The organism is Peribacillus sp. S4 (assembly GCF_046715815.1).
Lineage (GTDB): Bacteria > Bacillota > Bacilli > Bacillales > DSM-1321 > Peribacillus > Peribacillus frigoritolerans.
In genome coordinates this window covers 290,217-297,500 of sequence record NZ_CP175708.1, presented here as the reverse complement: position 1 = coordinate 297,500, position 7,284 = coordinate 290,217, and the positions used below count along the sequence as shown (strand labels likewise).

Annotated in this window: 7 protein-coding genes, 11 tRNA genes and 1 rRNA gene (1 of these 19 cut by a window edge); 1 reads left to right on the top strand and 18 read right to left on the bottom strand. The window is 43.0% G+C overall.

What is annotated here, in order from left to right:
• The 13 genes from ACJ9PY_RS01590 to ACJ9PY_RS01530 form a co-directional block, all read right to left on the bottom strand.
• Nucleotides 1–681, bottom strand: a 16S ribosomal RNA gene (locus tag ACJ9PY_RS01590); it reaches 870 nt to the left of the window's first position.
• Nucleotides 682–776: 95 nt separating this feature from the next.
• Nucleotides 777–850, bottom strand: a tRNA-Gly gene (locus ACJ9PY_RS01585).
• A gap of 33 nt (nt 851–883) precedes the next feature.
• A tRNA-Pro gene (locus tag ACJ9PY_RS01580) sits at nt 884–960 on the bottom strand.
• Nucleotides 961–967: 7 nt separating this feature from the next.
• Nucleotides 968–1,044, bottom strand: a tRNA-Arg gene (locus ACJ9PY_RS01575).
• A gap of 18 nt (nt 1,045–1,062) precedes the next feature.
• Nucleotides 1,063–1,148, bottom strand: a tRNA-Leu gene (locus ACJ9PY_RS01570).
• 59 nt (nt 1,149–1,207) lie between these two features.
• Nucleotides 1,208–1,289, bottom strand: a tRNA-Leu gene (locus ACJ9PY_RS01565).
• A 9-nt stretch (nt 1,290–1,298) separates the two neighbouring features.
• Nucleotides 1,299–1,374: transfer RNA gene (locus ACJ9PY_RS01560), tRNA-Lys, on the bottom strand.
• Between the two features lie 10 nt (nt 1,375–1,384).
• A tRNA-Gln gene (locus tag ACJ9PY_RS01555) sits at nt 1,385–1,459 on the bottom strand.
• Nucleotides 1,460–1,540: 81 nt separating this feature from the next.
• A tRNA-Asp gene (locus ACJ9PY_RS01550) sits at nt 1,541–1,616 on the bottom strand.
• 25 nt (nt 1,617–1,641) lie between these two features.
• Nucleotides 1,642–1,713: transfer RNA gene (locus ACJ9PY_RS01545), tRNA-Glu, on the bottom strand.
• A gap of 20 nt (nt 1,714–1,733) precedes the next feature.
• Nucleotides 1,734–1,824 (bottom strand) — tRNA-Ser (locus ACJ9PY_RS01540).
• 8 nt (nt 1,825–1,832) lie between these two features.
• A tRNA-Asn gene (locus ACJ9PY_RS01535) sits at nt 1,833–1,907 on the bottom strand.
• 132 nt (nt 1,908–2,039) lie between these two features.
• Entirely contained in the window at nt 2,040–2,519 is a 480-nt protein-coding gene (locus tag ACJ9PY_RS01530; protein WP_048682064.1) for a SprT family protein, read from the bottom strand.
• Between the two features lie 83 nt (nt 2,520–2,602).
• Here ACJ9PY_RS01530 and cmpA point away from each other — a divergent pair, with 83 nt between their 5' ends.
• The gene (gene cmpA, locus ACJ9PY_RS01525; RefSeq protein ID WP_089364909.1) at nt 2,603–2,722 is read left to right on the top strand and encodes a cortex morphogenetic protein CmpA; all 120 of its coding nucleotides are present in this window, start codon (nt 2,603–2,605) and stop codon (nt 2,720–2,722) included.
• 74 nt (nt 2,723–2,796) lie between these two features.
• Here the strand turns inward: cmpA and ACJ9PY_RS01520 are convergent, their stop codons facing one another.
• From ACJ9PY_RS01520 to ACJ9PY_RS01500, 5 genes are all read right to left on the bottom strand, one after another.
• The gene (locus ACJ9PY_RS01520) at nt 2,797–4,980 is read right to left on the bottom strand and encodes a Tex family protein (RefSeq protein WP_411739376.1); all 2,184 of its coding nucleotides are present in this window, start codon (nt 4,978–4,980) and stop codon (nt 2,797–2,799) included.
• 92 nt (nt 4,981–5,072) lie between these two features.
• Nucleotides 5,073–5,684, bottom strand: coding sequence for a PP2C family serine/threonine-protein phosphatase (locus ACJ9PY_RS01515; protein ID WP_411739375.1), 612 nt, complete (start codon nt 5,682–5,684; stop codon nt 5,073–5,075).
• Nucleotides 5,681–6,469, bottom strand: coding sequence for an RNA polymerase sigma factor SigB (sigB, locus tag ACJ9PY_RS01510; protein WP_034306363.1), 789 nt, complete (start codon nt 6,467–6,469; stop codon nt 5,681–5,683). The genes ACJ9PY_RS01515 and sigB overlap by 4 nt, the downstream gene beginning before the upstream one ends.
• A complete protein-coding gene (rsbW, locus tag ACJ9PY_RS01505; RefSeq protein WP_137020607.1) occupies nt 6,447–6,920 on the bottom strand; it encodes an anti-sigma B factor RsbW in 474 nt (157 codons plus the stop codon). The genes sigB and rsbW overlap by 23 nt, the downstream gene beginning before the upstream one ends.
• Nucleotides 6,917–7,249 carry an anti-sigma factor antagonist gene (locus ACJ9PY_RS01500; RefSeq protein ID WP_106028503.1) on the bottom strand — a complete coding sequence of 111 codons (333 nt, stop codon included), beginning with the start codon at nt 7,247–7,249 and terminating at the stop codon, nt 6,917–6,919. The genes rsbW and ACJ9PY_RS01500 overlap by 4 nt, the downstream gene beginning before the upstream one ends.
• Nucleotides 7,250–7,284: the final 35 nt, after the last annotated feature.

The window sequence follows — 7,284 nt, the reverse complement described above, 5'->3', positions numbered from 1 at the left end:
TCCACTTTCCTCTTCTGCACTCAAGTTCCCCAGTTTCCAATGACCCTCCACGGTTGAGCCGTGGGCTTTCACATCAGACTTAAGGAACCACCTGCGCGCGCTTTACGCCCAATAATTCCGGACAACGCTTGCCACCTACGTATTACCGCGGCTGCTGGCACGTAGTTAGCCGTGGCTTTCTGGTTAGGTACCGTCAAGGTACCAGCAGTTACTCTGGTACTTGTTCTTCCCTAACAACAGAACTTTACGACCCGAAGGCCTTCTTCGTTCACGCGGCGTTGCTCCGTCAGACTTTCGTCCATTGCGGAAGATTCCCTACTGCTGCCTCCCGTAGGAGTCTGGGCCGTGTCTCAGTCCCAGTGTGGCCGATCACCCTCTCAGGTCGGCTACGCATCGTCGCCTTGGTGAGCCATTACCTCACCAACTAGCTAATGCGCCGCGGGCCCATCTATAAGTGACAGCGTAAACCGTCTTTCCATCTTCTCTCATGCGAGAAAAGAACGTATCCGGTATTAGCTCCGGTTTCCCGAAGTTATCCCAGTCTTATAGGCAGGTTGCCCACGTGTTACTCACCCGTCCGCCGCTAATCTCAGGGAGCAAGCTCCCATCGATTCGCTCGACTTGCATGTATTAGGCACGCCGCCAGCGTTCGTCCTGAGCCAGGATCAAACTCTCCGAAGAAATGTTTGACTTGCTCATTTGCTTTTTTGATAGTGTGTGCTCACTTAAAATTTAACGTTGGCGCTTTGTTTTGTTCAGTTTTCAAAGAGCAATAATGGAGCGGGTGAAGAGAATCGAACTCTCATCATCAGCTTGGAAGGCTGAGGTTTTACCACTAAACTACACCCGCATTTAATTTTAAAGTATTTTCAGAAAGAAAGAATGGTCGGGAAGACAGGATTCGAACCTGCGACCCCTTGGTCCCAAACCAAGTGCTCTACCAAGCTGAGCTACTTCCCGTAAAATATGGTGCGCCCGGCGGGAGTCGAACCTACAACCTTCTGATTCGTAGTCAGATGCTCTATCCAATTGAGCTACGGGCGCTAATTTCTATGATGTTATTGGTGCGGCCGAGAGGAGTCGAACCTCCACGGGGTTTCCCCCACTAGGCCCTCAACCTAGCGCGTCTGCCATTCCGCCACGACCGCGAAAGCGACTTTGTAAGTTTAACACCTTTTCAACTTGATGTCAAGAAGAAAAATATCAGTGCGGGTGAAGGGACTTGAACCCCCACGCCTTGCGGCGCCAGATCCTAAGTCTGGTGCGTCTGCCAATTCCGCCACACCCGCGAAAATAAATGGTGAGCCATGAAGGATTCGAACCTTCGACCCTCTGATTAAAAGTCAGATGCTCTACCAACTGAGCTAATGGCTCTAAATAAAAATGGCTGGGCTAGAAGGGATCGAACCTTCGCATGACGGAATCAAAATCCGTTGCCTTACCGCTTGGCTATAGCCCAATAATTAAATACTAATTAACAGCCAGGATAATATTATATCACGATAATATTTATTTGGCAAGTATTTTTTAAAGAAAAAAATGGCGGTCCCGACGGGAATCGAACCCGCGATCTCCTGCGTGACAGGCAGGCATGTTAACCGCTACACCACGGGACCAGTATTTTGATTGTGCATAAGAAAGTGACCCATACGGGATTCGAACCCGTGTTACCGCCGTGAAAGGGCGGTGTCTTAACCGCTTGACCAATGGGCCTTGATATAAAAATATGTAACTGGCGGAGAAGGAGGGATTTGAACCCTCGCGCCGCTTACGCGACCTACACCCTTAGCAGGGGCGCCTCTTCAGCCTCTTGAGTACTTCCCCAAAAAAAATGGCTCCGCAGGTAGGACTCGAACCTACGACCGTTCGGTTAACAGCCGAATGCTCTACCACTGAGCTACTGCGGAATAATGAAAATTGGGTTCCTTTTTCACGCTCAAGGACCTTAGTGTTTGTCGTTAAGGACAAGTTGTTATCTTGTCGACTCTTATGATTATAAAGAGGTTGCAACCTAAAGTCAAGAGTTCTTTTGTGTTTTTTTATTTTTTTGTTTTTTGCTCCTTAAACCCTTGGTAAATCAATGTTCCACGACATTTACCACAAACGAAACGGGTAGTGTCGATTCGTTTTTTTCTTATATATACCTGCTGACAGTCTTCACATTTATATTGAATTGTATTCATCTTTTTCTTTAATTGGTTAGATGGCAGCGGCTCGCAAAATCTCGGTGCCCCCACTTTTTTGAGTAAATGCTTAAAGTCCGCATCACGATGCTGGTACCCTTTCTTCTCGATGTGCAGATGGTAATGGCACAATTCATGCTTAATGATTCCAATCATTTCTTCCACACCGCGTTCATCAAGATACTTCTTATTTATTTCTATATTGTGTGAACGGAGCAAGTATCGTCCTCCTGTTGTCCGGAGACGCGGATTAAAACTCGCTTGGTGTCTAAAGGCCTTTTTAAAGTCTTTCAACGAAATTTCTTCTACTAGTTTTTGCAATTGACGATTATCCATTTCCCCCTCCCTTTCCTTGGTAACATGACAACCCATTATAACATAGACTAATAATACAATAGGAAACTAAGGGAGGAAAAGCTATGCCTAATTGGTTCCAGAATCAAATCCGCAAAGCCTTTTATGAAAAGGATTATTATCAAGTGAAGATGTTGAATCAATGTTGGTTTTTTTATCAAAAGAAAGAAAGTCTCAGATTATAGATTCGACATTGTTCCAAATATAAATACATCATTTCAAAAAAACCCCTTCTAATATAGAAGGAGCTTACCTTAGGCTAGTTTTGATCCTTTGGCTCGAGCATCGTTAAAGATACCCTTTGCTTTTGGGAGTCAACTAGTTCGACCCAGACTGTGACAACATCCCCAACGGCAACTACATCCAATGGGTGCTTTACAAACCGATTGCTCAGTTTAGAAATATGCACCAGTCCATCCTGTTTAACACCGATGTCCACAAACGCACCAAAATCCACAACATTCCTCACTGTACCTTGTAACTCCATCCCAGTTTGCAGATCCTCCATTTTTAGTACATCCTGCTTAAGCAGCGGTTTTGATAACTCATCCCGAGGATCTCTTCCCGGTTTCATCAAATCATCGATGATATCTTTGATCGTAATTTCCCCAATTTCCAATTCATTGACCAAATCAGCAGGATTTAGCTTACCTAACTCTTCATTCAGTGCATCACTGCCTAAATCATCGGATTTGAATCCCATTTTCTTCAATAATTTATTCACGGCACTGTAGTTCTCAGGATGTATCGCGGTTTGATCTAAAGGTTCATCTCCATTAATGATACGTAAGAATCCTATACATTGTTCATATGTTTTGGCACCAAGCCGGGGAATCTTCTTTAATTCCTTCCTGCTTTGAAATTTCCCTTCCACTTCCCTTTTCTTCACGATATTTTGAGCAACCGATTTTGATAAACCAGCTACATATTGTAAGAGAGACGATGAAGCGGTATTGACATTAACACCCACCTGGTTAACAGCTGTTTCCACTACAAAGGTGAGGGATTCCGTTAACTTTTTCTGAGACACATCATGTTGATACTGGCCTACCCCCACAGATTGCGGATCAATTTTAACAAGTTCAGCAAGGGGATCTTGAAGCCTTCTGCCTATCGAAACTGCGCTTCTCTGTTCAACTTGAAGATCCGGAAACTCTTCACGTGCTATATCCGAAGCTGAATACACACTGGCTCCCGCTTCATTAACAATGATATATGAAATGTTCCCTTTCACTTCTTTTAAAATATCTGCAATGAATTGCTCTGATTCACGTGATGCCGTTCCATTGCCGATTGCCACGATCTCAACCGAGAACCGCTGAAGTATATCGATCGTTTTTTCACGCGCAGCATGAAGTTTCGCAGCAGGAGGATGCGGATAGATTACACTGATATCAAGTACCTTTCCGGTTTCATCAATGACAGCGAGCTTACAGCCAGTCCGATATGCCGGATCTAAGGCGAGGACCACTTTTCCTTTAAGCGGAGGCTGCAAGAGCAGGTTCCGGAGGTTTTCAGAGAAAATGTGGATAGCTTGATCCTCAGCTTTTTCCGTCAGCTCTTTTCTGATCTCCCGCTCTACAGAAGGCATGATCAAACGCTTAAGTCCATCCTCTATCGCAGATTTAAGAACAACTTGGGCTTCAGATTTGTTATTTTTAATGATTTTACGTTCCAGATGACCAACGATGACTTCAGTCCGGGGCTGAATGGAGATTCGCAAAACCTCTTCCTTTTCACCTCTATTCAGCGCCAACACCCGATGAGGTACGATTCTTTGAACCGGCTCCTCATACTCATAGTACATTTCGAAGATTTTTTTCTCGTCCTTCTCTTCATTTTTCACAGTTGAAATCACTTTTCCAGCTTTGAAAATTTCAGCCCTTATCCACTTCCTTAATTCTGCATCATCGGAAATATGTTCAGCTATGATATCCTGCGCACCTGCAATAGCCTCTTCAATAGAAGGAACTTCTTTTTCTGCCGATATGAATTCGGCTGCTTTTCCGCTGACTCGAGGATGCATTTGACATTCCAAAAGCCAATTGGCCAGTGGTTCAAGCCCCTTTTCTTTAGCAACTGTCGCTTTCGTTCTCCTTTTTTGTTTGAATGGCCTGTATAAATCCTCGACTTCCTGCAGTTTTGTTGCCTTTTCGATTTGTTTTGTTAATTCTTCCGTCAATTTCCCCTGTTCACCAATTGAACGAGTAACTTCCGCTTTCCTCTGGCCAAGGTTTTCTAGATAGTTCCACCTTTCCATAATGGAACGAATCTGCACTTCATCAAGTGAACCCGTCATTTCTTTTCTATACCGTGCAATAAAAGGGACAGTATTCCCCTCTTGCAGCATCTGTATGACGTTTTGAACTTGATGATTTTTCAAAGTCAGCTCATTGGATATTTGTTTTATCAATTCTTTTAATGTATCTTCTACAACGATCATTTTGTTTACCTCCAACCTTTTGCTCTAATATATATAGTCTAGCAAATGAGCGATGAAGTTGCGAATTCCATACAAAAAAGCTCACTTCCGAATTATGGCGAAAGTAAGCTTCCTAAAATGAAAGTTGTATCATCTGCAGTTAATGGACTGCTTTTTAATATGCATTGGGCGTTCGTATCGATAGGGACCAGCCTTTTTAAAAAAGACTTAGCTCCCTTAAGTTCCAAACCATCGGAATGAAGAATGAATTTAGCATTTGGTTCATATTTGTATCTTTGCGTCCTGTATTTTTGTTTCCTGCCGGATAAATACCCTGTAACAGGTAAAGGGTAAACGAGTTTATCGTCGTTTGGATTATACAGGAAAAAGCGGATGTTACCCACTGAACTGTATACAAATTCATTCTTATCATAAAAGATTTTCAAAATGGAAACGGCTGCCCCCCGTTTATCGACTAAAACTTGATTGCACACTGCCATTAGTGCTTCCACATCCAACTCATGATTACGTTTAACTTCCTCGATGACGGCATGGGAGGAATCGTATGCATTTTTCCCGCTGCCTAGCCCATCTGCCAGGACACATACAAAGTATTCTTCCGTATGAAGAAAAAAGTAATCATCCCCACAGTAAACCATCCCGTTTTTAGACGATTGAGAGACAAGGACTTCTATTTTTTCTCCCCTCAGAATATCTTTGATCACTGAATTAACTCCGAGTTTTCAGCATTAATGGCTTCTTGAAGTTTCTTGATCGCGCGGCGTTGGAGCCTTGACACATGCATTTGGGAAATCCCAAGCTTATCGCCAGCTTCTTTCTGGCTTAAATTCTCTAAATAAGTATGTTGAATGATCATCTTTTCACGGTCGCTCAGCACATGAAGCACCTTTTCAAGCACAAGACGCTGATTGACCTTTTCAAAACCTTCATCGACATTTCCGAATATATCAAGCAATGTGACAGTGCCGCCATCAGAATCTGCCTCAATAGAATGATCCACGGATAAAGCTTGATAGCTTTTTCCCATTTCCATCGCCTCTAAAACTTCTTCCTCGGTCACGCCTATACTATCGGCTATTTCATCTATTCTTGGTGAACGGTGTAGAGTTGTCGTTAACTCCTCGACAGTCACCCTGATTTTCGGACCTAGTTCCTTAATTCTCCTTGGCACATGGACACTCCATGTTTTGTCACGAAGGAACCTTTTGATTTCCCCGATAATAGTGGGGACGGCAAATGCCTCAAAGCTCTTACCGAAAGATTCATCATATCGTCGAATGGCACCTAATAGACCAATCATGCCGACTTGGGAGATATCCTCCTGAAATGATTTCCCTTTCGCATACTTACGGGAGATAGTTTCAACCAAACTTTTATAATGGATGACGAGATTACTCTGCGCTTCTTCATCTTGATTCTGCTGGTAAGCTCTGATCCATTCATTTACCTGTTCTCTTTGTGCCTGATTAGGTTGAGACTGTTTTTGCATCCATCTCCACCTGCTCTCCTTCTAAAAACTTAGTCATAAATACAGTAACCCCATCATGCTGATGAATTTTTACATCATCCATCAGAGTTTCAATAAGGTAAAGACCCAAGCCTCCTTCTCTTAAAAGTTCGACTTTTTGTCCATTTTCATATGGACCTAGCCCTTGACGAACCTCCTCGAAATTACAGCTCTTGCCACTATCGGAAACCATGACCTCCAAACGGTCAGGATAAAGGCCGAAACTTACTTTCACTTCACCTTTTTCAGAATCCTTGTATGCATGCTGTACCGCATTTGTACAAGCCTCACTGGTAGCGATTTTCAAATCCTCTATTTCTTCATACGCAAATCCCATCCGGCTTCCTATTCCAGAAAGCGTTAAACGAATGACACCGATGAATTCTGGTTTTGCAGGTATTTTCATTTCGATGTAATCATATACTTGACTCATTCTAACCCACCCTCTGTACCACTTTTTATATCAATGATATCTGCAAGACCTGTTATATCAAATAAACGTCGTAACCTTTCCGATAATCCAACTAAAGTGAACTCACCATTATGTGCCCTTACACTTTTGAAAGCACCGACAAAGACCCCAAGTCCCGTACTATCCATATAAGAGACTTCAGTTAAATCAATGGTAATCGAAACATTGTCCTGCTCTGAAATCGGAAATAGTGACTCTCTTAACTTCGGTGCAGTATAAGCATCGATCTCACCTTTTAGTTTTACAATAAATTCAGTATTCATTTCATTAACATCTACAGTTATATTCATCCTTGACCCACCTCTTCAAATCCTCTTCATTTCTA